Origin of the sequence: Aminobacter aganoensis (assembly GCF_014206975.1) — a bacterium.
In the GTDB taxonomy this organism is placed as follows: Bacteria; Pseudomonadota; Alphaproteobacteria; order Rhizobiales; family Rhizobiaceae; genus Aminobacter; species Aminobacter aganoensis.
This window is the reverse complement of record NZ_JACHOU010000015.1, coordinates 101,033-123,937: the sequence shown is the minus strand read 5'-3', so window position 1 is coordinate 123,937 and position 22,905 is coordinate 101,033. Positions and strand designations below refer to the sequence as shown.

Here is a 22,905-nt window from a genome sequence, read left to right as displayed (position 1 = left end):
GCGCTGTGGGCCGAGGGCGCCAAGGTCCAGGCCTACGATCCCGAGGCGATGAACGAGGCGCAGACGATCTTCGGCCAGCGCGACGACCTGATGCTGTGCGGCACCAAGGAGGCGGCGCTGCGCGGGGCGGATGCGCTTCTGATCGCCACCGAGTGGAAGAACTTCCGGGCGCCGTCCTTCGAGCTGATCAGGGAGCAGCTGTCGACGCCGGTCGTCTTCGACGGCCGCAACCTCTACGACCCGGCCGTCGTCGCCCGCCACGGCCTCAATTATGTCTCCATCGGCCGCAAGGCGGCATAGCATCGCCAACAAAAAGGCCCGCTCGCGCGGGCCTTTTTGTTCGGAGCAGCGCTTACTGGTTGCGGCGCTTGCCTTCCATCAGGTCGAGCACGGCACGCGCCGCGTCGAGCACGTTGGTGCCCGGTCCGAACACGGCGGCCACGCCATGGTCGAGCAGGTACTGGTAGTCCTGGCGCGGGATGACGCCGCCGACGACGACGATGATGTTCTCCGCCCCCTTGGCCTTCAGCGCCTCGACCAGCTGTGGTGCGAGCGTCTTGTGGCCGGCCGCCAGCGACGACATGCCGACGACATGGACCTTGGAGACAATCGCCGTATCGGCGGCCTCGCCCGGGGTCTGGAACAGCGGTCCGGCGATGACCTCGAAGCCGATGTCGCCGAAGGCCGACGCGATCACCTTGGCGCCGCGGTCGTGGCCGTCCTGGCCGAGTTTTGCCACCATGATGCGCGGCTTCTCGCCCAGTGAGCCGGCAAACTGTTCGAGGCGCGAGACCAGGGTCTGGAACTCCGGCTCGTCGTCATAGGCCTTGCCATAGACGTTCCCGACCACTTCCGGGATCGCGGCATGGTCGCCAAAGGCGCGACGCATGGCATCCGAAATCTCGCCGACGGTGGCACGGGCACGGGAGGCCTCGACGGCTGCGGCCAGGATGTTGCCTTCGCCGGACCGGGCGACCTTTTCGAGAGCTGCAAGCGCTTCCTCGACGCGGCTGGGGTCGCGCTGCCTGCGGGTGCGCTCGATGCGGGCGATCTGCGCCTGGCGGACGGCGGAATTGTCGATCTCGAGGATATCGATGTCGTCTTCCTGCTCGAGCCGGTACTTGTTGACGCCGACGATGACCTCGTCGCCGCGGTCGATGGCCGCCTGCTTGCGCGTCGCCGCCTCCTCGATCAGGCGCTTGGGCAGGCCGGTGGCCACCGCCTTGGTCATGCCGCCCATGGCCTCGACTTCCTCGATCAGCGCCCAGGCCTTCTCGGCGAGGTCGTTGGTCAGAGCCTCGACATAATAGGAGCCGGCGAGCGGATCGACGACCTTGGTGACACCGGTCTCGTGCTGGAGGATGAGCTGGGTGTTGCGGGCGATGCGGGCCGAAAACTCGGTCGGCAGGGCAATCGCCTCGTCGAACGAGTTGGTGTGCAGCGACTGCGTGCCGCCCAACGCCGCCGACATCGCCTCGAAGGCGGTGCGGACGATGTTGTTGTAGGGGTCCTGCTCCTGCAACGACACGCCGGAGGTCTGGCAGTGGGTGCGCAGCATCAAGGACGATGACTTCTTCGGCTCGAATTCGGTCATGATGCGCGACCAGAGCAGGCGCGCAGCGCGCAGCTTGGCCGCTTCCATGAAGAAGTTCATGCCGATGGCGAAGAAGAAGGACAGGCGCCCGGCGAAGTCGTCGACATTGAGGCCCTTCTTCAGCGCCGCGCGGACATATTCGCGTCCGTCGGCCAGCGTGAAGGCGAGTTCCTGCACCAGCGTCGAGCCGGCTTCCTGCATGTGGTAGCCGGAGATCGAGATCGAGTTGAACTTCGGCATCTCCTTCGCCGTGAACTCGATGATGTCGGCAACGATGCGCATCGAAGGCTCGGGCGGGTAGATGTAGGTGTTGCGGACCATGAACTCCTTGAGGATGTCATTCTGGATGGTCCCCGACAGCAGCGCCCGCGGCACGCCCTGTTCCTCGCCGGCGACGATGAAATTGGCGAGGATCGGGATCACTGCGCCGTTCATGGTCATCGAGACAGAGATCTTTTCGAGCGGAATGCCGTCGAACAGGATCTTCATGTCCTCGACGGAATCGATCGCCACGCCGGCCTTGCCGACGTCGCCCTCGACGCGCGGGTGGTCGCTGTCATAGCCGCGGTGGGTGGCGAGATCGAAGGCGACCGACACGCCTTGCTGGCCGGCGGCGAGCGCCTTGCGGTAGAAGTTGTTGGAGGCCTCGGCAGTGGAGAAGCCGGCATACTGCCGGATGGTCCAGGGCCGGCCGGTGTACATGGTGGCGCGCGGGCCGCGCAGGAACGGCTCGAAACCAGGCAGCGTGCCGAGATGACCGACGCCCTCGAGATCTTCGGCCGTATAGAGCGGCTTGACCTCGATGCCTTCGGGCGTGTTCCAGGTCAGCGTGTCGGGCGGTGCCTTGATCTCGCGCTCGGCGAGCTTTTTCCAGGCGTCTTTTGTCGGGCGGTCAGTCATGGCACACCTCACTCGAATTCCATGATCAGCTCGTCGACGGCGAGGCTTTCGCCTGCCGTTGCCGCGACGCGCTTGACCGTGCCCTTGCGCTCGGCGCGCAGCACGTTTTCCATCTTCATCGCCTCGACGGTCGCCAGCGACTGGCCGGCCTCGACTTCGTCGCCTGCCTTGACCAGGATCGACGTCACCACGCCCGGCATCGGGCAGAGCAGCATCTTCGAGGTGTCGGGCGGCAGCTTGACCGGCATCAGCCTGGCCAGCTCGGCGACACGCGGGCTGCGGACGTGGGCAACCACGTCCATGCCGCGCCAGCGCAGGCGCCAGCCGGTGCCCGAGCGCGAGACCTTGACGCCGATCGACGTTCCACCGACGGCGAAATTGGCGTGCAGGTGCCCCGGCAGCCAGTCGCTCGACACCGCAAGGACCGTGCCGTCGTCGAACTCGACAACCGTGCCGTCGGCGCCGTCCCTGACCCGCAGCGGCAAGGTGAAGTCGCCGAGCGTCACCACCCAGTCGGCGCCGACCGGGCGCTGGTGGTTGGCGAGCGAACCCGAGATCTGGGCGCCACGGCGCTGGGTGAACTGGTTGATCAGCGCTGCCACCGCGGCGAGCTTGTGGGCGTCGGCCTCGGCCGGCGTCACGCCAAGGAAACCTTCGGGGAACTCCTCGGCGATGTAGGCGGTGGTCAGGCGGCCGTCGCGGAAGCGCTGGTGATCCATGACCGCCGACAGGAACGGCAGGTTGTGGCCGATGCCCTCGACCTCGAAGTCGTCGAGCGCGCGGCCCATGGCCTCGACGGCCGTCAGGCGGTCAGGGGCCCAGGTGCAGAGCTTGGCGATCATCGGGTCGTAATACATCGAGATCTCGCCGCCCTCGAAGACGCCGGTATCGTTGCGAACGACGGTGCCATCCTCGCGCTTGCCCTCGACCGGCGGGCGGTAACGGGTCAGGCGGCCGATCGACGGCAGGAAGTTGCGGTAGGGATCCTCGGCATAGAGCCGGCTTTCGATGGCCCAGCCGTTGAGCTTGACGTCGTCCTGGGCGAAGCGCAGCTTCTCGCCGGCGGCGACGCGGATCATCTCCTCGACGAGGTCGATGCCGGTGATCAGTTCGGTCACCGGATGCTCGACCTGCAGGCGGGTGTTCATCTCGAGGAAGTAGAAGTTGCGGTCGCCGTCGACGATGAATTCGACGGTGCCGGCCGAGAAATAGCCGACGGCCTTGCCCAGCGCCACGGCCTGCTCGCCCATCGCCTTGCGGGTGGCGGCGTCGAGGAAGGGCGACGGTGCCTCCTCGATGACCTTCTGGTTGCGGCGCTGGATCGAGCATTCTCGCTCGCCGAGATAGAGCAGGTTGCCGTGCTGGTCGCCCAGCACCTGGATCTCGATGTGGCGCGGCTGGGTGACGAATTTCTCGATGAAGATGCGGTCGTCGCCGAAGGACGACTTGGCCTCGTTCTTCGACGACTGGAAGCCTTCGCGCGCCTCGGCGTCGTTCCAGGCGATGCGCATGCCCTTGCCGCCGCCGCCGGCGGAGGCCTTGATCATCACCGGGTAGCCGATCTGGTTGGCGATCTTCACAGCCTCGCCGGCATCCTCGATCAGGCCCATATGGCCTGGCACTGTCGACACGCCGGCGGATGCCGCGATCTTCTTGGAGGTGATCTTGTCGCCCATCGCCTCGATGGCGACGGGCGGTGGTCCGATGAAGGCGACGCCCTCGGCCTTCAGCGCCTCGGCGAAGTTTGAATTCTCCGACAGGAAGCCGTAGCCGGGATGCACCGCGTCGGCGCCGGTCTGGCGGATGGCGTCGATGATCTTCTGGATGACGATGTAGGACTGGCTCGACGGTGCCGGCCCGATGTGAACGGCCTCGTCGGCCATCTTCACATGCAGCGCCTCGCGGTCGGCGTCGGAATAGACGGCGACCGTTGCGATGCCGAGTTTCTGCGCCGACTTGATGACCCGGCAGGCGATCTCGCCACGATTGGCGATGAGGATTTTCTTGAACATTTTTGTCCTGCTCACAGCGGTATCGTGTCGTGCTTTTTCCACGGTGCATCGAGCTTCTTGCCGCGCAGGGCGGCGAAGGCGCGGGCGATGCGGCGGCGCGACGAATGCGGCATGATCACCTCGTCGATGAAACCGCGCTCGGCGGCGACGAAGGGATTGGCGAAGCGCTCTTCATATTCCTTGGTGCGGGCGGCGATCTTTTCCGCGTCGCCCAGTTCGGAGCGATAGAGGATCTCGGTCGCGCCCTTGGCGCCCATGACCGCGATCTCGGCGGTCGGCCAGGCATAGTTGATGTCGGCGCCGATGTGCTTGGAGGCCATGACGTCATAGGCGCCGCCATAGGCCTTGCGGGTGATCAGCGTGACCATCGGCACAGTTGCCTGCGAATAGGCGAACAGCAGCTTGGCGCCGTGCTTGATGACGCCGCCATATTCCTGGGCGGTGCCCGGCAGGAAGCCCGGCACATCGACCAGCGTCAGGATCGGGATCGAGAACGCGTCGCAGAAGCGCACGAAACGGGCCGCCTTGCGCGACGAGTCGATGTCGAGGCAGCCCGCCAGCACCATCGGCTGGTTGGCGACGACGCCGACGGACTGGCCCTCGATCCGCATGAAGCCGGTGATGATGTTCCTGGCGAAAGCTTCCTGGATCTCGAAGAAGTCGCCTTCGTCGGCGATCGCCAGGATCAGCTCCTTCATGTCGTAGGGCTTGGCCGCGCTGTCGGGGATCAGCGTGTCGAGACGCTTCTCCAGCCGCGCCGGATCGTCGTGGAAAGGCCGAACAGGCGGCTTTTCACGGTTGTTGAGCGGCAGGAAGTCGAACAGCAGGCGAACCTGCTCAAGTGCTTCGATGTCGTTTTCATAGGCGCCGTCGGCGACCGAAGACTTCGAGGTGTGGGTGCGGGCGCCGCCGAGCTCCTCGGCGGTGACGATCTCGTTGGTGACGGTCTTCACCACGTCGGGACCGGTGACGAACATGTAGGATGAGTCGCGCACCATGAAGATGAAGTCGGTCATGGCGGGCGAGTAGACCGCACCGCCGGCGCATGGGCCCATGATGACCGAGATCTGCGGCACCACGCCGGAGGCATCGACATTGCGCTTGAACACGTCGGCATAGCCGGCCAGCGAGGCAACGCCTTCCTGGATGCGGGCGCCGCCGGAATCGTTGAGGCCGATGACGGGCGCGCCGTTGCGCATCGCCATGTCCATGATCTTGCAGATCTTCTGGGCATGGGTCTCGGACAGCGAGCCGCCGAGCACGGTGAAGTCCTGCGAGAAGACATAGACCAGGCGGCCGTTGATGGTGCCCCAGCCGGTGACGACGCCGTCGCCGGCCACCTTCTGCTCGGCCATGCCGAACTCGGTGGTGCGGTGGGTGACGTACATGTCGAACTCTTCGAAGGAGCCTTCGTCGAGCAGCACGTCGATGCGTTCGCGCGCCGTCAGCTTGCCCTTGGCGTGCTGGGCGTCAATGCGTTTCTGGCCACCGCCGAGGCGGGCCTCGGAGCGGCGGGCTTCCAGTTGTTCGAGTACGGCGCGCATCAGTTCATGCCCTTGCGAGAAAGCCACTTCCAGGCGGCGGGGAAAGCGATGGCAGCAAGCACGGCCTTCATGATGTCGCCCGGGATGAAGGGCGTGAGGCCGAAGGCCAGCACCGGCTTGTCGAACCCAATGACCGAACCGAGCCAGAGCAGGCCGGGCAGGTAGATGACGGCGCCGGCGAGCAATGCAGCGGCCATGGCGGTGAAGACGTTGCGGTCCCAGCCGCGTTGACCCAGCCAGCCGGCGAGCAGCGCGGCCGGCAGGTAGCCGGCGAGGTAACCGCCGGTCGGCCCCATCATGTAGGCGAGGCCGATGCCCTTTTCCGGCGTACCGGCGAAGACCGGGAGCCCGAGTGCACCCTGGGCGAGATAAAGCGCCACGGCAGCAGCGCCGCGGACCGGGCCAAGCGCCAGGCCAAGGCCGATGACGACCAGCGTCTGCATGGTCATCGGCACGGGGTAGAACGGAACCTGGACCTTTGCCGACAGCGTCAGGAGCAGCGAACCTGCGACGACGGCAACGACATCCATTGTGGTCAGCCGGCTGGTCTTTGTGTCGGCGACGGCCTGATAGAGCGTCATGAGCTTTCTCCCGCACGACGAGGTTGAAAAACAATGGCTCCCCGCCGCGTCGGCGGCAAGCAGCGAAGTTGGCGCAATAGCCCCATGGCGCGCGCAGGAAAACAGTTGAAAGTGTGCGAAAGCGTAATATACAAATCTAGAAACTGTAAATTGCGAAATTGCAAACATGGCGTCACGCAAACTCTACATCGGCCGCAAGGTGCGCGAGCTGCGCGAAACCCACAAGGCGACGCAGGCGAGCTTCGCCGAGCGCATCGGCATTTCGACCAGCTATCTCAACCAGATCGAGAACAACCAGCGCCCGGTCTCGGCCTCGGTGCTGCTGGCGCTCGCCGAAAAGTTCCAGATCGACATCGCCGAGATTTCGCAAGGCGATGGCGACCGGCTGTTGTCGGCGCTGACCGAGGCCCTGAGCGACCCGATCTTCGAGAACTACGCGCCGAACCTGCAGGAGCTGAAGCTGGTGACGCAGAACGCGCCGGGATTTGCCCGGGCGCTGATCTCGGCGCACCAGGCCTATCGCCGCAATTCGGAGCAGCTGGCGAGCCTCGACGACACGCTGGGCAAGAGCGTCGGCCTGACCGAACCGACGCCCTATGAGGAAGTGCGCGACTTCTTCCATTTCGTCGACAACTACATCCATGCCCTCGACGTGGCGGCTGAGCGGCTGGCCGGCGAACTCGGCATCGGCGAACGCGACAGCTATGCGGCGCTGGCCGAGCATCTGGACAGCCGGCACGGCGTGCGCATCGCCCGTGCCGACGCCGATGACGATGCGCTCCGTCGCTTCGATGCCAAGTCGGGGGTGCTGTTCCTCAACCCATACTCGCCGCTCGCCACCCGCAGCTTCCAGGTCGCCTTCCAGGTCGCCGAAATGGAAATGGAGACCGAGGTGGCGCAGATCGCGCGTTCGGCCGATTTCCGCACCGCCGAGGCGCTGGAGATCTGCAAGATGGGCCTGCGCAACTATTTCGCCGGGGCGCTGACCCTGCCCTACCAGGCGTTCATGCGGGCCGCAGGCGAGTTGCGCCATGACCTGGAGCTGATGGCGGCGCATTTCGGCGCCTCGATCGAGCAGGTGGCGCACAGGCTCAGCACCTTGCAGCGGCCGGGCCACAAGGGCGTGCCGATCTTCTTTGCCCGTATCGACCGCGCCGGCAACATCACCAAGCGCCACAGCGCCGCCAAGCTGCAGTTCGCCCGTTTCGGCGCGGCTTGCCCGCTGTGGAACGTGCACCAGGCCTTCGAGACGCCGGGCCGGATCATCCGCCAACTGGCCGAGACGCCGGACGGCGCACGCTATCTCTGCGTCGCCACCGAGATTTCAAAGGGCGGCGGCGGCTTCAACGCGCCGCATCGGCGCTATGCCATCGCGCTCGGCTGCGAGGTCGCCTACGCCCAGGACTTCGTCTATGCCGACGGGCTGGAGCTCGGCAGCAAGACGGCCTTCGACCCGATCGGCATCTCGTGCCGCATCTGCGAGCGCACCAATTGCCAGCAGCGCGCCGTGCCGCCGCTCAAGCGCCGGCTGGTGATCGACAGGGATGTCCGGCATCCGCTTCCGTATCGGATCGGATGAAGTTCGGTTGCGCGGGCCGGCAAGCGTTGAGCTGCCCCTCACGCTTACCCTCTCCCCGTGAAGGACGGGGAGAGGGAGGCGTCGACGTTGGCGCTTCATCCTTTTCCGTCCATGGCGCGGGCAGTGGGGCGTTGGCGGTGCGGCCATTCTCCTTCTCCCCGTCCTTACGGGGAGAAGGTCCGGCAGGGGATGAGGGGCGGCGAAACCCGAAGAAAATTAGCCTCTGCGCGTCACCAGCCCGCCGATTGCCAGCATCAGCCAGCCCAGCATCATGCCGGTGCCGCCCATGGGAGCGGCGAAGGGAAACAGCCGCTGGCCGAGATAGTCGCGGGCGAGCAGGTCACCGGCGAACAGCAGCACGGCCAGCAGCAGGATGGCCGTCCCGATGTGCAGGATGCGGCTCTGGGCTGCCACCAGGGACAGTGCGATCAGCGCAGGCGCATGGAACAGCAGGAAGTTGGCGGCGGTCATGACATTGGTGCTGCCGCCGTGGCTCGCTGCTGCCGACAGCGCGACGCCCGCCGCGCCGAACAGCGCGCCAGCGGCAAACAGGACCCGGTCGAATTTCATTTTTTGCTCCTTCAGGCGCTGTGTTCGTGTGGCTACACCACCCCTAACCCCTCCCCACAAGGAGGGGAATTTCCCGCGACTGTCTCCGATTTCGCAGGCCAGGCCTTAACGAGGGCATGAAGCGGTAGGGGCCGTTGCGGCAGTCCCCCTCCCCTTGTGGGGAGGGGTCAGGGGTGCGGGTATCCTTCCATCATATCCGGGTGGGTCAGGGCCTGCTCGCCAAACTTCTGCCTCTGCCCGCGCCGATTGCCGCAGCCTTGCCGCTTTTCTGTGGAGCTTGAGATGGCGCGGGAAAATGCCCGTTTGGCGTTCTGGCCGGCAGTCACTATGTTCGCACACCCCTTTCAACAGGCACCAGGATTCCATGGCTGGCGACAACAGGAAAATCGCTGCGATCATCGCAGCCGAGATCAACGCGAAGCCCGAGCAGGTCGTGGCCGCCGTCGGACTGCTCGATGAGGGCGCGACCGTGCCTTTCGTCGCGCGCTACCGCAAGGAAGTCACCGGCGGACTGGACGACACCCAACTGCGCGATCTCTCCGAGCGCCTGGGTTATCTGCGCGAGCTTGAAGCGCGGCGTGCAGCGATCGTCGAATCCATCACCGGCCAGGGCAAGATGACCGACGACCTGGCGATCCGCATCGCCAGCGTCACCACCAAGGCTGAATTGGAAGACATCTACCTGCCCTACAAGCCCAAGCGCCGGACCAAGGCCGAGATCGCCAGGGAGCGCGGGCTCGGACCGCTGGCCGAGGCCATCCTCGCCGACCGTTCCAAGGCTCCGGCGGAATTGGCCGTGCCTTACGTCGTTGGCGAAGTCGCCGACGTGAAGGCGGCGCTCGAAGGCGCGCGCGACATCGTCGCCGAAGGCATCTCGGAAAACGCCGATCTGCTCGGTCGCCTGCGCACGCACATGAAGGAGCGCGCGGTGATGCGCGCCCGCGTCGTCGACGGCAAGCAGGAGGCCGGTGCCAAGTTCTCGGATTATTTCGATCATTCCGAACGCTGGGCCTCGGTGCCGAGCCACCGGGCGCTGGCCATGCTGCGCGGCCGCAACGAAGACGTGCTGTCGCTCGACCTCGAGATCGACGCCGACGACACTTCGCCGGTCAAGCCGGTCGAGCGCATGATCGCCGCCGCCTATGCGATCGGCGCGACGCTTCCGGGCGACCAGTGGCTGATGCAGGTTGCTGGCTGGACCTGGCGGGTGAAGCTGTCGCTGTCCTTGTCGCTCGACCTGATGCGCGACCTGCGCGAGGCGGCCGAGGAAGAGGCGATCCGCGTCTTCTCGCGCAATCTCAAGGACCTTTTGCTCGCTGCCCCCGCCGGGTCGCGCGCCACCATGGGCCTCGATCCGGGCATCCGCACCGGCGTCAAGGTGGCTATTATCGACGCCACCGGCAAGGTGCTCGACACCACCACCGTCTACCCCTTCCCGCCGAAGAACGACGTGCGCGGCACCCAGGCCGAGCTTGCCCGGCTGATCATCCGCCACAAGGTCGAGCTGATCGCCATCGGCAACGGCACCGGCAGCCGCGAGACCGAGCGGCTGGTCGCCGACTTGCTCAACGACCTGCCGGCGCCGAAGCCGACCAAGGTCATCGTCAGCGAAGCTGGTGCCTCGGTCTATTCGGCCTCGGCCACGGCCGCGGCCGAGTTCCCCAATCTCGACGTGTCGCTACGCGGCGCCGTCTCCATCGCGCGGCGCCTGCAGGACCCGCTGGCCGAGCTGGTCAAGATCGAGCCCAAGTCGATCGGCGTCGGCCAGTACCAGCACGACGTCGACCAGTATCGCCTCGGCCGTTCGCTGGAGGCGGTGGTGGAAGACGCGGTGAACGCCGTCGGCGTCGATCTCAACACGGCGTCTGCCCCGCTTCTCGCCCGCGTCTCAGGCCTCGGCCCGTCGCTCGCCGAGTCGATCGTCGCGCATCGCGATGCCTCGGGTGCCTTTGCCACGCGCCGCGACCTGCTCGCCGTGCCGCGGCTCGGCCAGCGCGCCTTCGAGCAATGCGCCGGCTTCCTGCGCATCCGCGACGGCAAGGAACCGCTCGACGCGTCGTCGGTGCACCCCGAGGCCTATGGTGTCGCCAAGAAGATCGTGGCGTCCTGCGGCCGCGACCTGCGCCAGCTGATGGGCGACAGTGCAGCACTCAAGGCGATCGATCCGCGCGTGTTCGTCGACGAGCGTTTCGGCCTGCCGACGGTGCGCGACATCATCGCCGAGCTGGAAAAGCCGGGCCGCGACCCGCGTCCGGGCTTCAAAACTGCGACCTTTGCCGACGGCGTCGACGATATCAAGCATCTGAAGCCGGGCATGCTGCTCGAAGGCACCGTCACCAACGTCGCCGCCTTCGGTGCCTTCGTCGACATCGGCGTGCACCAGGACGGCCTCGTCCACGTCTCGCAGCTCGCCGACAAGTTCGTGAAGGACCCGCATGAGGTGGTGAAGGCCGGCGACGTGGTGAAAGTCCGCGTCGTCGAGGTCGACATTCCGCGCAAGCGCATCGGGCTGACCATGCGCAAGGACGGCGGCGAGCCGGCGCCCCGCTCGGCCGCACCCGCCAAGAACCGCGATATGAAGTTTGCCTCGTCAAAGCCGCCGCAGAACAAGCCTGAACAGCAAGGCGCGTTCGGGGCGGCGCTGCTCGAGGCGATGAAGCGGAAGTAAACGGCAGGCGCGACGTGGACGCCCCCCTCTCCCCGTTCTACACGGGGAGAGGGTAAGGGTGAGGGGCAATCTTTATCCGTTTGCGCCGCCCCTCATCTGCCTGCCGGCATCTTCCCCCGTAAGGACGGGGAGAAGAACGCTGTCCGCGACGCCGCATCCTTTCTGGGACGCGCCGAACCAGCCCCCTCCTCTCCCAGCGGCATGATCGCCCTTGCCCGGCTCGCCGTTCGTGCTTAGAAAGCCCGGGAAAACGCGGCCTTGGGCCGCTTGCGAAAGGTGCCGTGATCCCATGTCCAAGTGGAAAGACGTCAAGAAGGTCGTGCTCGCCTATTCAGGCGGCCTCGATACCTCCATCATCCTGAAGTGGCTGCAGACCGAGCTCAATGCGGAGGTCGTCACCTTCACCGCCGATCTCGGCCAGGGCGAAGAGCTCGAGCCGGCGCGCAAGAAGGCCGAGATGCTCGGCATCAAGGAGATCTTCATCGAGGACGTGCGCGAGGAATTCGTCCGCGACTTCGTCTTCCCGATGTTCCGCGCCAACGCCGTCTATGAAGGCGTCTACCTGCTCGGCACCTCGATCGCCCGCCCGCTGATCTCCAAGCACCTCGTCGACATCGCCCGCAAGACCGGCGCCGACGCCATTGCCCACGGCGCCACCGGCAAGGGCAACGACCAGGTCCGCTTCGAGCTGTCGGCCTACGCGCTGAACCCCGACATCAAGATCATCGCGCCGTGGCGCGACTGGTCGTTCAAGAGCCGTACCGACCTGCTCGATTTCGCCGAAAAGCACCAGATTCCGGTTGCCAAGGACAAGAAGGGCGATGCCCCCTTCTCCGTCGACGCCAACCTCTTGCACTCGTCGTCCGAGGGCAAGGTGCTGGAGGATCCGGCCGTCGAAGCACCCGAATACGTGCACATGCGCACGATTTCGCCCGAGGCCGCGCCCGACAAGGCGACCATCATCAAGATCGGCTTCGAGCAGGGTGACGCCGTGTCGATCAACGGCGAGCGCCTGTCGCCGGCGACGCTGCTGGCCAAGCTTAACGACTATGGCCGCGACAACGGCATCGGCCGCCTCGACCTGGTCGAAAACCGCTTTGTCGGCATGAAGTCGCGCGGCGTCTACGAGACTCCCGGCGGCACGATCCTGCTTTCGGCGCACCGCGCCATCGAGTCGATCACGCTCGACCGTGGTGCCGCGCACCTCAAGGACGAGCTGATGCCGCGTTATGCCGAGCTGATCTATTACGGCTTCTGGTTCTCGCCCGAGCGCCAGATGCTGCAGGCGGCGATCGACCTCAGCCAGAAGGACGTCGAGGGCGAAGTCACCCTCAAGCTCTACAAGGGCAACGTCATGGTCATCGGCCGCGAGAGCGCCAAGTCGCTCTACTCGGACAAGCTGGTCACCTTTGAGGACGACCAGGGCGCCTACGACCAGAAGGACGCCGCCGGCTTTATCAAGCTCAACGCGCTGCGCCTGCGCACGCTGGCTGCGCGCAACCGGTGATGACAGCTTTCTTCTCCCCGCTTGCGGGGAGAAGATGCCGGCAGGCAGATGAGGGGCGGAGCAAGCCTCTCAGGAGTTCGTGCTGCCACTCATTCGGCACCTTTGGGGCACCTTCCCCGTGAACGGGGAGAAGGAACGAGGCTCAAGCCCCACCCTGATACATATCGCCGAGATAAGCCCGCTTGGCCGCGTCATCGCGCGCCGAATGGAGGTAGCGGCTGAAGGCCAGCCGCTCGTGGTTCACGGCGGCAAGCTCCCAGACGCAGAAGGTGGCGCGGTGCGGGCCGGGCAGCGCAAACAGTGAGAAGTCGGGTGCCTCCGCCGTCTTGGCGTAGACCGTCTCCCACATCTCGTTGGCATTGCGCCACGAACTGACCAGCAGGAAGTGAAAATCGCCGCCGCAGCGGTGCAGGATGACGAAACCCAGCTCGCCCTTGAGGTTGAGGCGACCGGTTGCCGTCTCGGCGGCCAGGAAGCGTTGAGCCATTGCGCTGGTTTTGTGTGTCACCGGCGCTTCCGCTTCGGCGATGTCGTACCATTTGAGCAGGCCGCCGCCGGCGGGCGCGGGCAGGCCCGGTGTCACTGACTTTGGGTAATGGGAGTAGCCTTCGACATTGCCGAAGCGCGAGAGATCGGCGGGCAGGCCGCTCTGGCTGTTCATGACAAGATCCTCGTCCGCATCGAGAAAGCCCGGTGCAGGCACCGGGCTTTTTCATTCTGCGTCCGAGGTGCTGGCTTTGCCAGTGCGCCGGAAATGTCTCCTGACAGGGTCGCGTCAGGCCTCAGGCGTCAGTTGCCGTCGATCTCGGCGCCGATGATGGCGATGGCCTGTTGGTAGACGCTGGCCGCATTCCAGCCCTGCAGGGCGCCGAAATTGGCCTGGCCGGGCTGGTAGCCGCCACCGGCGCTCCAGCCGTGGCCGCGGAGGAAGTTGGCCGTCGAGGCCAGTGCGTCGGCCTTCGAGCGGACCATGTCGATCTTGCCGTTGCCGTCGCCGTCGGCGCCGAACTTCAGCACGTTGACGGGAAGGAACTGGGTCTGGCCGATTTCGCCATGGGCGGCGCCGATGGCGTTGGGCGCCAGCGTGCCGCTCTGGACGAGCTTGAGCGCGGCATAGAGCTGATCGGTGAAATATTCAGAACGGCGGCAATCATAGGCAAGCGTCGCCACGGCCGACAGCGTGTGCTGGTTGCCGAGGAAGCTGCCGAAGCCGGTTTCCATGCCCCAGATCGCGATCAGCGGGCCGGCCGGAACGCCGTAGCGCGCCTCGATGCTCTGGAACAGCGCCGCGTTCTGCTTCTTGATGGTCTTGCCCTTGGAGGCGATGGTCTTGCCGCCGCGCTTGGCCATGAACTGGTCGAGCGAGAGCTTGAAGCTCTTCTGGTTGCGGTCGGCGGAAATGGTCTTGGTGGCGTAGGTCGTCTTGGCGAACGCGTTGAGCGCATTGCCCTTGATGCCGTTGGCCGCCGCTTCCTGGGCGAAATCGGCTTTCCATGCCTCGAAGCCGCCCGCGTTGTTGCCGCACTGGGCAGCATATGCGCCGCTCGCCGTGACCGCCAGAACGGCGGAGGCTGCAGCAAAAGTCTTCACCTTGGCAAGAATTGCCATGCCCGTTCTCCTGATGCCTGAATCATTCCCCTGGGAGGGATGTTGCCAGCCGAACGCTCTCTTGTCATCGTTAAGAAGGCGTTTACGTCCCCACCGTCTTGCAATGGCTGGTGGCAAAAATCTCGCATACGATCAAGCAGTGAATGTGGCGAGAGCGGGGAAAAACGATGAAAGATGTCGATGTTGTGATCATCGGCGCCGGTTCTGCCGGCCTTTCGGCGGCAAAAGTGCTGCGTTCAGCCGGTTTGAGCTTCAAGGTGCTGGAGGCGATGGACCGCATCGGCGGCCGCGCCTGGACCAGCAACCGGCATTTCGGCGTGCCCTTCGACATAGGCTGTGCCTGGCTGCACGCCGCCGACCGCAACCCTTATTTCGCCGAGGCGCAGGCCGCCGGCTGGACGATGCATCACCACGACATGAACATCGACCATCTCTATTACCGCAACCGCAAGGCGAGCGAGGCGGAGGAAGCCGAGGTCAAGGCAGCCGACGCCGCAATGGCAGCGCTGCTCGAAAGCCACAGCGACACCGACGACCGTCTCGGTGCACTGCTGGCCAAGGGGCGGTCGTCGCGCGCCGCCGCCACCTTCTGCGGCCCGATGGACTTCGGTGCCGACGAGGACGAGATCTCCATCGCCGACTTCAGGAATGCCGCCGACCTCGATCCCAACTACTTCACCAGGGAGGGTTTTGGTGCGCTGGTGGCGCTTTTCGGTGCCGACGTGCCGGTCGAACTCGCCACGCCGGTGACCCGGATCGACTGGGACGGCGCCGGTGTGTCCTGTCTTACCGACCGGGGCACGTTGCGCGCCAGCGTTGCCATCGTCACGGCCTCGCCCGGGGTGCTGGCCTTCGAGGAGATCGTCTTTGCGCCCGCGCTCCCCGACAGCCACATGGCCGCGTTCTTCGATTTGCCGATGGGCATGCTGACAAAGCTGCCGGTTGAAATCAGCGGCAGCCGCCTTGGGCTCGACCCGTTCGACGACCTGCTGGTCGAGCGCACGGCGCGGCACGACATCTATTTCCTCAGCTTCCCGTTCGATCTCGACCTGATGGTCGGCTTTGTCGGCGGCGACTTTGCCTGGGAGCTGTCGGCTGCCGGCGAGGCTGCCGGGATCGATTTTGCCACCGACCGGCTGTGCGAGATCTTCGGCAACGACACCCGCAGGCATGTCGGCCGCGCGATGATGACCAACTGGGGCGGCGAGCGTTATGTCAGGGGTGCCTATGCGGCGGCCCGGCCAGGGCGGTCAGGCGCACGCTCGGCGCTGATGCAGCCGGTTGGCGAGCGCATTTTCTTCGCCGGCGAGCACCTTGCAGGACCGCTGATCCAGACCTGCGGCGGCGCCCGGCTGTCGGGCGAAGCGGTGGCCAGGCAGATCGTCGCGCAACTCGCGGCGTGACGCCGCCACGTGTGAAACGGCTACAATTCGTGAGCGCTACCGGTCTGCTGGATCGGAACTGACCGCTGTTTGGCCCGTTTTCGCCTCCTGAGGGACCAAGAAAACGGAGCGAAAAGATGAAAACCAAGCTGTTATTTCCCGCTGTGGCGGGCGCGCTTCTCGCCTTCTCCGGCCCGTCATTTGCAGATGTCGCGGTCCAGGCCGCGACCGATCTCAATGTCCGCGCCGGCCCCGGCCCGCAATATCCGGTCGTCGGCGTCATCGGTGCCGGCCAGGCCACCACCCTGCGTGGCTGCCTTGAGAGCAGCAAATGGTGCAGCGTCGCAGATTCAGGCGGCGATGGCTGGGTCTATTCCGACTATCTGGTCGGCGATTTCGGCGGTCAGCAGGTCGTGCTTTCCGCGCGCCCGGCCGATTCCGGCGTGATCGTCGTTGATCCGCCCGCCGCTGCCGCCGATGTCGTCATAGACGGGACGACGGGCGCGATCGTCGCCGGCGAAGCCATGCCGGCCATCGAGCCGCCCATGGAGGTTCGCACCTATGTGACGGACCACCGGATCGAACCGGTCTATCTGGACGGTGAAGTGGTCGTCGGCGCCGGGTTGCCCGATACGGTCGAACTGACTGAAATCCCCGATTCCGAGTACCGCTATGTCTATGTGAACGGCCAGCCGGTGCTGGTCGAACCGTCGACGCGGCGCGTCGTCTATGTGATGCGCTGAGTGAAGCGGCCGCCGGGCACCTGTCCGGCGGTCTCCTTTCAAGTCCGCCTCAACGCCGGCGCGGCAGCTTCTTGCCGGCGGCCTTGGCCGAGCGTTTCATCAACTGTTCGAAATCCGCCGCCGGCAGCGCCCTGGAATAGAGGTAGCCTTGTCCGACCCGGCAGCCCATGGCGTAGAGGGCCGCTTCCTGCGCCCGGGTTTCGATGCCCTCGGCGACGACGGCCAAGCCCATGTCCCTGGCCATGCCGAGCACCGCGCGCACGATCGCGGCATCCTGCGGCTGGCTCAGCATGTCGCGGATGAAACTGCGGTCGATCTTGAGCAGCGTCAGCGGAAAGCGCTTGATGGTGCTGAGTGCCGCATGGCCGGTACCGAAATCGTCGAAGGCAAGCCCGACGCCCGCCTCCCCCAGCTTGCGGAACGGCGCCACCGTGCGCTCTTCGTGGTCGAGGGCGATGGTCTCGGTCACTTCCAGTTCGAGGGCTTCGGCCGGCAGCCCGTGACGGGCCAGCGTCGTCAACACGGTTTCCGCCAGATTTCCGGCATTGACCTGCACCGCAAACAGGTTGACCGCCATGGAGATAGGGGCCAGCCCGTGGGCTCGCCATTCCGCCGATTGCCGGCAGGCCTCGTCGAGGATCCAGCCGCCGACGGTCAGCGCGCCGGAATGCGATTCAAGCACGGCGAGGAAATCGGCAGGCTCGAGCAGCCCGCGCGAAGGGTGGTTCCAGCGCAACAGCGCCTCGGCGCCCAGCACCTTGCCGCTCTCCAGGCATACCTGCGGCTGGTAGTGCAACACGAACTCGCCGGCGCCGATCGCCCGCAACAATTCGTCCTGCAAGGCCCGGCGGGCAGCGACCGCGTTGCGCATGCCCGGTTCGAACATGCGGTAGGAATTGCCCTGCTTCCGTGCCCGATAGAGCGCGAGGTCGGCGCTGGCCAGCAATTCCTCGGCATCGCTGCCGTCGCTGGGGGCCATGGCGCCGCCGATGCTGACGCCGAGCTTGACCAGGTGGTCGCCAATCTCGAAAGGCTTTTCGAACGACCGTAGCAGGCTGCCTGCGGCCGCCTCGCCGGCAGAGGGATCGTGGATCCCGCGCAACAATACGGCGAACTCGTCGCTGCCGAGGCGGGCCACCATGGCGTTGGCCTCGAGCGCTGCCGGCAGCCGCACGGCGAGCGCCTGCAGCAGCGTGTCGCCGGTGGCGTGACCGAGCGTGTCGTTGACCTTCTTGAAGCCGTCGAGATCGATCAGCAGCACGGCCGTCGGCTCGCCGGCGGCGAGCGCTTCCTCGAGCCGCATGTCGAACTGGAAACGGTTCGGCAGGCCGGTCAGCGTGTCCTGGTGGGCAAGGCGATGCAGGCGCATGTCGCGCTGCCGCCGGTCGGAGATGTCGCGGATCATGCCACCCATCGACACGCCGTCCTGCCCATGCCAGACCGAAAGCGACAGTTCGATCGGGAATTCGCTGCCGTCGCGCCGAAGCGCTGCGACTTCAACCGTCTTGCCGGTCAGTTTCGATGGGGTGCCGGAGCCGACGCGGGCGATGCCGGCGTTGTGGGCGCCGCGCAGCCTGGGTGGAATGATCAGGTCGAGCGTGCGGCCGACCATGTCGGACCTGGCGTAGCCGAACATGCGCTCGGCGGACTTGTTGACGAAGGTGATGTTTCCCGCGGCGTCGATCACGACCAGGGCGAATTCGATGTTTTCGACAAATCCGCCCAACGGCGAGTCGGAAATGCGATCGCCTCCCGGGGATACGACATGCGAGCCGGCCGCATGGTCACACATGGTGGCAAAACATCCCTAAACAAAGCATATGAAGCCCCCCGGCAGGCGGCACACTAAAGGGCAAGTCTTAACAGGGATTGACCGTCAGGCCGCGAATGGCCGAAAGCGTGCCTTCTCTTGACTCCCCGGTCTTTTTCCTGTCTACAGCCCACAAATTCCGCGACGAGTTCCACTCCGAGCGGCCGACCGGGACACCCATAGCGGTACAAAACGATCCCGGAGGCCAACACCCGGCAGCGCAGTGCGCCCCCGGGTGCTTTTTGGTTTGGTTCGCGCGCGCGGAGGCATTACCTCTCGGTTCGACACCGGTTGGCTGAGAGAAGGGAAGTTGAATGTTTGAATCGCTGCAAGAGCGACTTGGATCGATCCTCAACGGCCTGACCGGCCGTGGCGCGCTGTCGGAAGCCGATGTCTCGGCTGCCCTGCGCGAGGTTCGCCGTGCCTTGCTCGAGGCCGACGTCGCACTCGAAGTCGTGCGCTCCTTCACCGACCGGGTCCGCGAGAAGGCCGTCGGTGCGGCGGTCCTGAAATCGATCAAGCCCGGGCAGATGGTCGTCAAGATCGTCCATGACGAGCTGGTCGAGATGCTCGGCTCCGAAGGAGTCGCCATCGACCTCAACGCGCCGGCGCCCGTCGTCGTCATGATGGTCGGCCTGCAGGGCTCGGGCAAGACCACGACCTCGGCCAAGATCGCCAAGCGGCTGACCGAGCGCCAGGGCAAGAAAGTGCTCATGGCCTCGCTCGACACGCGCCGTCCGGCCGCGCAGGAGCAACTGCGCCAGCTCGGCGAGCAGACCAAGGTCGCCACCCTTCCCGTCATCGCCGGCCAGTCGCCGGTCGACATCGCCAAGCGCGCCGTCCAGGCGGCCAAGCTCGGCGGCCATGACGTGGTCATCCTCGATACCGCCGGCCGCACCCATATCGACGAGCCGCTGATGGCCGAGATGGCCGACATCCGCAAGGTGTCGGACCCGCACGAGATCCTGCTCGTCGCCGACTCGCTGACCGGCCAGGACGCCGTCAACCTCGCCAAGAATTTCGATGACCGCGTCGGTATCACCGGCCTCGTGCTGACCCGCATGGACGGCGACGGCCGTGGCGGTGCAGCACTTTCGATGCGTGCCGTCACCGGCAAGCCGATCAAGCTGATCGGCGTCGGCGAAAAGATGGAAGCGCTGGAGGAGTTCTATCCCAAGCGCATCGCCGACCGCATCCTCGGCATGGGCGATATCGTCAGCCTCGTCGAGAAGGCCGCCGAAAACATCGACGCGGAAAAAGCCGCGGCGATGGCCAAGAAGATGCAGTCGGGCAAGTTCGACCTGAACGACCTCGCCGACCAGCTTGGCCAGATGCAGAAGATGGGCGGCATGGGCGGCATCATGGGCATGATGCCGGGCATGGGCAAGATGAAGGACCAGATGGCTGCGGCTGGCCTGGACGACAAGATGTTCGGGCGCCAGATCGCCATCATCTCGTCGATGACCAAGGCCGAGCGCGCCAATCCCGACGTCCTCAAGCACTCGCGCAAGAAGCGCATCGCGGCCGGTTCCGGCACCGACGCCGCCGAAATCAACAAGCTGCTCAAGATGCATCGCCAGATGGCCGATATGATGAAGGCCATGGGCGGCAAGGGCAAGGGCGGCGGTCTCATGCGCGGCATGATGGGCGGCCTCGCCTCCAAGATGGGCCTCGGCGGCATGATGCCAGGCGGCGGCATGCCCGACCTGTCCAAGATGGATCCGAAGCAGCTCGAAGCCTTGCAGAAGCAGGCCGAAGCCGCCGGTCTCGGCGGCGGCCTCAAGGGCCTTCCCGGCGGCATGCCCGGCATGGGTGGCGGTTTGCCTGGCCTGCCCGGCGGCATGAAGCTTCCGGGTCTCGGCGGCGGCCTGCCCGGCCTTGGCAAGAAGAAGTGAGGAGCGCGCGATGACCGACATCACACCGCAGGCACAGCTCCAGGAATTGCGTGCTTCGATCGACAACATCGACGCCGCCCTGATCCACATGTTGGCCGAGCGCTTCCGCTGCACCAAGGCGGTGGGCGTGCTCAAGGCGACGCATGGCCTGCCGCCGGCCGATCCGGCGCGCGAGCAGACCCAGATCGAGCGCCTGCGCCGTCTGGCCGACGATGCCCATCTCGATCCGGATTTCGCCGAGAAGTTCCTCAACTTCATCATCCGCGAGGTCATCCGGCATCACGAAATGCTGGCCGCCGAACATAACGGTGGCTCAGACAGGACTACCTCCGCCTGAGGCGGAACAAGCAGAACAGACCAAACCCAAGACAGAACTATTCAGGAGTAAGACAATGTCCCTTAAGATCCGCCTGGCCCGTGCCGGCTCCAAGAAGCGCCCCTACTACCACATCGTCATCGCCGACGCCCGCAGCCCGCGCGACGGCCGCTTCATCGAGGCGATCGGCGCCTGGAACCCGCTGCTGCCCAAGGACGGCGACCGCGTCAAGATCGACGGCGACCGCGTCAAGCATTGGCTGGCGAACGGCGCCCTGCCGACCGACCGCGTTGCCCGCTTCCTCGACGAGGCAGGCCTCGTCAAGCGCGAAACCCGCTCGAACCCGACCAAGGGCGAGCCGGGCAAGAAGGCCCAGGAGCGTCTCGCCGCCCTGAAGAAGGCCCAGGACGATGCAGCCGCCGCGATCGCTGCCGCCGCTGCCGCCCCGGCCGAGGCTTCGGCAGAATAATTTTCATCACGATGGTGAATGTGAGACGGCGGGCCGCAAGGTCCGCCGTTTTCGTTTTGCAGCTGCCGCGGCCCCGGTGGGTAAGCCCAGGACTGCCAGCGGTCGCTTGACCGTTTCGCCCCGTCGCGCCACCTTTGCGAGGCGGGGCCAGGAGGAGCAGGCGATGACCAGCAGCACGTCGATCAATGCCGACGGCATATCCGAGCCTTTCGCAGCGGAAACGGTGCCGCTCGAGGCCTTTTCCCAGGGCGAGCGCTTCGGTTCGAGCTTCAGGCACCTCTCCAGTTTCGGCGGCGGCGACCATGTCGGCGTGGCGCTGGAGGAACTCGCGCCGGGCAAGGAAACCAACCCGTCGCACTATCACATGCTCGAAGAGGAACACGCCTACATCCTCGAGGGCGCGCTGACGCTCAGGCTCGGCGCACGCGCCTATGTCATGAAGGCCGGCGACTATGTCTGTTTTCCCGCCGGGCAGAAGGTCGGGCATTCGCTGTTCAACCACACGAGCGAGCCCTGCCGCTATCTCATCATCGGCGAGCGCAATCCCAACGATGTCATCGTCTATCCCGATTCCGGCCGCGTCAGCGTCCGGCTGACCGGTGAGGGCTACCGCATGTCGGCGACGATGGACTACTGGGAGGGCATCGACACGACCGCTTCCCCGGCTGGGCGCCCTCAGGAGTAGAAGAAGTTCTCCGCTGCCAGCATCGGCGGCGGGGTTTCGCCCAGCGCCTCGAACACCGAGATCTCGCAGACCCGGCAGAGCCCGTCGAGCGCCAGGTCGTTGGCCTCCATGCCGAAGGGGTCCTCCAGTTCTTCCGACAGCGCGTCGAGGCCGAAGAAGGTGTAGGCGATCAGCGCGGTGAACAGCGGGGTCGCCCAGCCTGCGGAGGCGGCCAGGCCGAAGGGCAATAGCAGGCAGAAGACGTAAGCCGTGCGCTGCAGAAGCAGCGTGTAGGCGAAGGGCAGGGGCGTGCCCATGATGCGCTCGCAGCCGGCCTGCAGGGCGGCGATGGCCGACAGCCGCTCGTCGAGGATGCGATAGTCCATGGCTTCCAGCGCCTTGGCACGCTTGAGCACGGCGAGCCTTGACCCCATGCGGCGGATCGTGGCGTCGGGCTTGTTGGCGGCGGCATGGATCTCGTCGACGGCGTCGCCGATGAAGGGACGGGCGGCGTCGCGGGTGTCGACGCGGCGCAGTTCGCCGCGCAGGAAGTGGCAGAAAGCCAGCGCATCCATCAGGAAGGGCCGCAGCTCGTCGCGGTCCGAAATCATCGCGTTGGCGGCGCGCGCCAGGTTCCTGATCTCGAAGACCAACTGACCCCACAGCTTGCGCGCCTCCCACCAGCGGTCGTAGGCGGCGTTGTTGCGGAAACCGAGATAGATCGACAGCGCGACGCCGAGCAGGGCGAAGGGCGCGACCCCGGCATCGCCGAGGTTGAGATCGAGCGCCTTGATCGTCGCCACCACTACGGCGCCGTAGAGCGCGAAGCCGAAGATCTGCGGCAGGATGCGCGGCACGACCGAGCCGCGCATGACGAAGAACAGTTTCAGCAGGCCGGTGCGGGGACGGACGATCATGCGGGCGGAAACCTCCGGGTGCCGTGAGGCCGCATAGTGCGCCCAAGGCTGCCGGGAAGTCATCTCAAAATGCGACACCCGTGCCAGTTTCGTCGAAAAGATTCAGTCACTTGGCGGTTGGATGCGGGTTGTCGCCCTTTATAGGG

General features: G+C 65.7%; 19 protein-coding genes. 10 read left to right on the top strand and 9 right to left on the bottom strand.

From position 1 onward, the window contains the following. A partial coding sequence (locus GGR00_RS22060) for a UDP binding domain-containing protein (RefSeq protein ID WP_281389284.1) occupies nt 1-300 on the top strand: 300 nt, incomplete at its 5' end. Between the two features lie 52 nt (nt 301-352). Here GGR00_RS22060 and scpA read toward each other — a convergent pair. Genes scpA through GGR00_RS22040 form a run of 4 tightly spaced genes read right to left on the bottom strand, consistent with a single transcriptional unit; the run spans nt 353 to nt 6,631 of the window. Beyond that, a complete protein-coding gene (scpA, locus tag GGR00_RS22055; protein WP_184701186.1) occupies nt 353-2,494 on the bottom strand; it encodes a methylmalonyl-CoA mutase in 2,142 nt (713 codons plus the stop codon). Between the two features lie 8 nt (nt 2,495-2,502). Next, on the bottom strand, nt 2,503-4,506 hold the full coding sequence (locus GGR00_RS22050) for an acetyl-CoA carboxylase biotin carboxylase subunit (protein WP_055973063.1): 2,004 nt from the start codon (nt 4,504-4,506) through the stop codon (nt 2,503-2,505). 11 nt (nt 4,507-4,517) lie between these two features. Further along, complete coding sequence (locus GGR00_RS22045) at nt 4,518-6,050, bottom strand: acyl-CoA carboxylase subunit beta (protein WP_055973060.1); 1,533 nt, start codon at nt 6,048-6,050, stop codon at nt 4,518-4,520. After that, on the bottom strand, nt 6,050-6,631 hold the full coding sequence (locus GGR00_RS22040; RefSeq protein WP_055973057.1) for a biotin transporter BioY: 582 nt from the start codon (nt 6,629-6,631) through the stop codon (nt 6,050-6,052). The genes GGR00_RS22045 and GGR00_RS22040 overlap by 1 nt, the downstream gene beginning before the upstream one ends. Before the next feature lie 166 nt (nt 6,632-6,797). Here GGR00_RS22040 and GGR00_RS22035 point away from each other — a divergent pair, with 166 nt between their 5' ends. Beyond that, the gene (locus GGR00_RS22035; protein WP_184701184.1) at nt 6,798-8,210 is read left to right on the top strand and encodes a helix-turn-helix domain-containing protein; all 1,413 of its coding nucleotides are present in this window, start codon (nt 6,798-6,800) and stop codon (nt 8,208-8,210) included. Nucleotides 8,211-8,426: 216 nt separating this feature from the next. Here GGR00_RS22035 and GGR00_RS22030 read toward each other — a convergent pair whose 3' ends face one another. Further along, on the bottom strand, nt 8,427-8,780 hold the full coding sequence (locus tag GGR00_RS22030; RefSeq protein WP_184701182.1) for a DUF423 domain-containing protein: 354 nt from the start codon (nt 8,778-8,780) through the stop codon (nt 8,427-8,429). A 364-nt stretch (nt 8,781-9,144) separates the two neighbouring features. On the opposite strand from GGR00_RS22030, the gene GGR00_RS22025 reads away from it, so the two are divergent. Both GGR00_RS22025 and GGR00_RS22020 read left to right on the top strand, forming a co-directional pair. After that, nucleotides 9,145-11,448, top strand: a complete 2,304-nt coding sequence (locus GGR00_RS22025; protein WP_184701180.1) for a Tex family protein — start codon at nt 9,145-9,147, stop codon at nt 11,446-11,448. A gap of 289 nt (nt 11,449-11,737) precedes the next feature. Then, nucleotides 11,738-12,955, top strand: a complete 1,218-nt coding sequence (locus GGR00_RS22020) for an argininosuccinate synthase (protein WP_184701178.1) — start codon at nt 11,738-11,740, stop codon at nt 12,953-12,955. A gap of 142 nt (nt 12,956-13,097) precedes the next feature. Here GGR00_RS22020 and GGR00_RS22015 read toward each other — a convergent pair whose 3' ends face one another. Next, complete coding sequence (locus tag GGR00_RS22015; protein WP_184701176.1) at nt 13,098-13,616, bottom strand: hypothetical protein; 519 nt, start codon at nt 13,614-13,616, stop codon at nt 13,098-13,100. A 128-nt stretch (nt 13,617-13,744) separates the two neighbouring features. Further along, a complete protein-coding gene (locus GGR00_RS22010) occupies nt 13,745-14,563 on the bottom strand; it encodes a lytic murein transglycosylase (RefSeq protein WP_055973041.1) in 819 nt (272 codons plus the stop codon). A gap of 167 nt (nt 14,564-14,730) precedes the next feature. Between GGR00_RS22010 and GGR00_RS22005 the strand changes: the two genes are divergently transcribed. Both GGR00_RS22005 and GGR00_RS22000 read left to right on the top strand, forming a co-directional pair. Next, a complete protein-coding gene (locus GGR00_RS22005; RefSeq protein WP_055973038.1) occupies nt 14,731-15,966 on the top strand; it encodes a flavin monoamine oxidase family protein in 1,236 nt (411 codons plus the stop codon). Nucleotides 15,967-16,082: 116 nt separating this feature from the next. After that, nucleotides 16,083-16,688, top strand: a complete 606-nt coding sequence (locus GGR00_RS22000; protein WP_055973035.1) for a DUF1236 domain-containing protein — start codon at nt 16,083-16,085, stop codon at nt 16,686-16,688. Between the two features lie 49 nt (nt 16,689-16,737). Here the strand turns inward: GGR00_RS22000 and GGR00_RS21995 are convergent, their stop codons facing one another. After that, entirely contained in the window at nt 16,738-18,414 is a 1,677-nt protein-coding gene (locus tag GGR00_RS21995; RefSeq protein ID WP_184701174.1) for a putative bifunctional diguanylate cyclase/phosphodiesterase, read from the bottom strand. Nucleotides 18,415-18,812: 398 nt separating this feature from the next. Here GGR00_RS21995 and ffh point away from each other — a divergent pair, with 398 nt between their 5' ends. The 4 genes from ffh (at nt 18,813) to GGR00_RS21975 (ending at nt 21,863) form a co-directional block, all read left to right on the top strand. Further along, the gene (gene ffh / locus GGR00_RS21990) at nt 18,813-20,393 is read left to right on the top strand and encodes a signal recognition particle protein (protein WP_055973029.1); all 1,581 of its coding nucleotides are present in this window, start codon (nt 18,813-18,815) and stop codon (nt 20,391-20,393) included. A 10-nt stretch (nt 20,394-20,403) separates the two neighbouring features. Beyond that, nucleotides 20,404-20,730, top strand: coding sequence for a chorismate mutase (locus GGR00_RS21985; RefSeq protein WP_184701172.1), 327 nt, complete (start codon nt 20,404-20,406; stop codon nt 20,728-20,730). A 55-nt stretch (nt 20,731-20,785) separates the two neighbouring features. Then, on the top strand, nt 20,786-21,178 hold the full coding sequence (gene rpsP, locus GGR00_RS21980; protein WP_184701170.1) for a 30S ribosomal protein S16: 393 nt from the start codon (nt 20,786-20,788) through the stop codon (nt 21,176-21,178). Nucleotides 21,179-21,341: 163 nt separating this feature from the next. After that, nucleotides 21,342-21,863, top strand: a complete 522-nt coding sequence (locus tag GGR00_RS21975) for a cupin domain-containing protein (RefSeq protein WP_184701168.1) — start codon at nt 21,342-21,344, stop codon at nt 21,861-21,863. On the opposite strand, the gene GGR00_RS21970 is transcribed toward GGR00_RS21975, so the two are convergent. Next, nucleotides 21,854-22,759, bottom strand: a complete 906-nt coding sequence (locus GGR00_RS21970; RefSeq protein ID WP_184701166.1) for a bestrophin family protein — start codon at nt 22,757-22,759, stop codon at nt 21,854-21,856. The genes GGR00_RS21975 and GGR00_RS21970 overlap by 10 nt on opposite strands. Nucleotides 22,760-22,905: the final 146 nt, after the last annotated feature.